This window comes from Luteitalea sp. (assembly GCA_009377605.1).
Classification (GTDB): Bacteria; Acidobacteriota; Vicinamibacteria; order Vicinamibacterales; family Vicinamibacteraceae; genus WHTT01.
In genome coordinates this window covers 1-604 of the sequence record WHTT01000308.1, presented here as the reverse complement: position 1 = coordinate 604, position 604 = coordinate 1, and the positions used below count along the sequence as shown (strand labels likewise).

1 protein-coding gene is annotated in these 604 nt (G+C 64.7%); it reads left to right on the top strand.

Features of this window, described 5'->3' with window-relative positions; translation table 11 throughout:
- Positions 1–186: 186 nt before the first annotated feature.
- Positions 187–604: hypothetical protein (locus GEV06_29060; protein MPZ21889.1), on the top strand; the 418-nt coding region annotated here is incomplete at its 3' end.

Below are 604 nucleotides of genomic sequence, written 5' to 3'. Positions count from 1 at the left end.
CACCTCCTCAGTTTACATATCGTCCATTATCTGACGTGGCGCCCCCTTCGGCACGGCGCCCCCTTCGGAACGAGCGATGCCAGCCGCCATGGTCTGAGCGCGATCTGGTCGACAAGGTGGCACGAGCGCGCCGGTACGGCCGTGAGCCGGTTGGTGGGCTGTTGGGAGGCGGGCATGAGTCATCAGATGTCCGAAGCGACCGGCGGCGACCTCGCAACCGCCGCTGCCGAACCCATGCCGGCTTCCGCAGACGCCGTCTCGGAATTTCCCCGCGGCGGCAGAATTCAGACACGCACGTGCGCGGTGACCGCGATCTATCGACTGTCGGAGCAAGGCCGGAAGGCATCTCTCCTTGACGGGGGTGACGGGCGAGCCGTCCAGGAGATCAAGGTCCAGGTCCCGACGAACCGCTTTCATCTCGTGAGCGTGGACGCTGAAGGCCACGCCCAGCTCCGGCTGTTTCCTCGGTACTACCTGAATGAGCAACAGGAGGTCATCCGCGACAGCGAGCCGCCGATCTTCGACACCGTGCCGTCAGTTGACGATCTGCTGAAGGAGGCCGCGCGGAATCATCAGCTCGAAAGGGCGTATCGGGTCGAGCGGG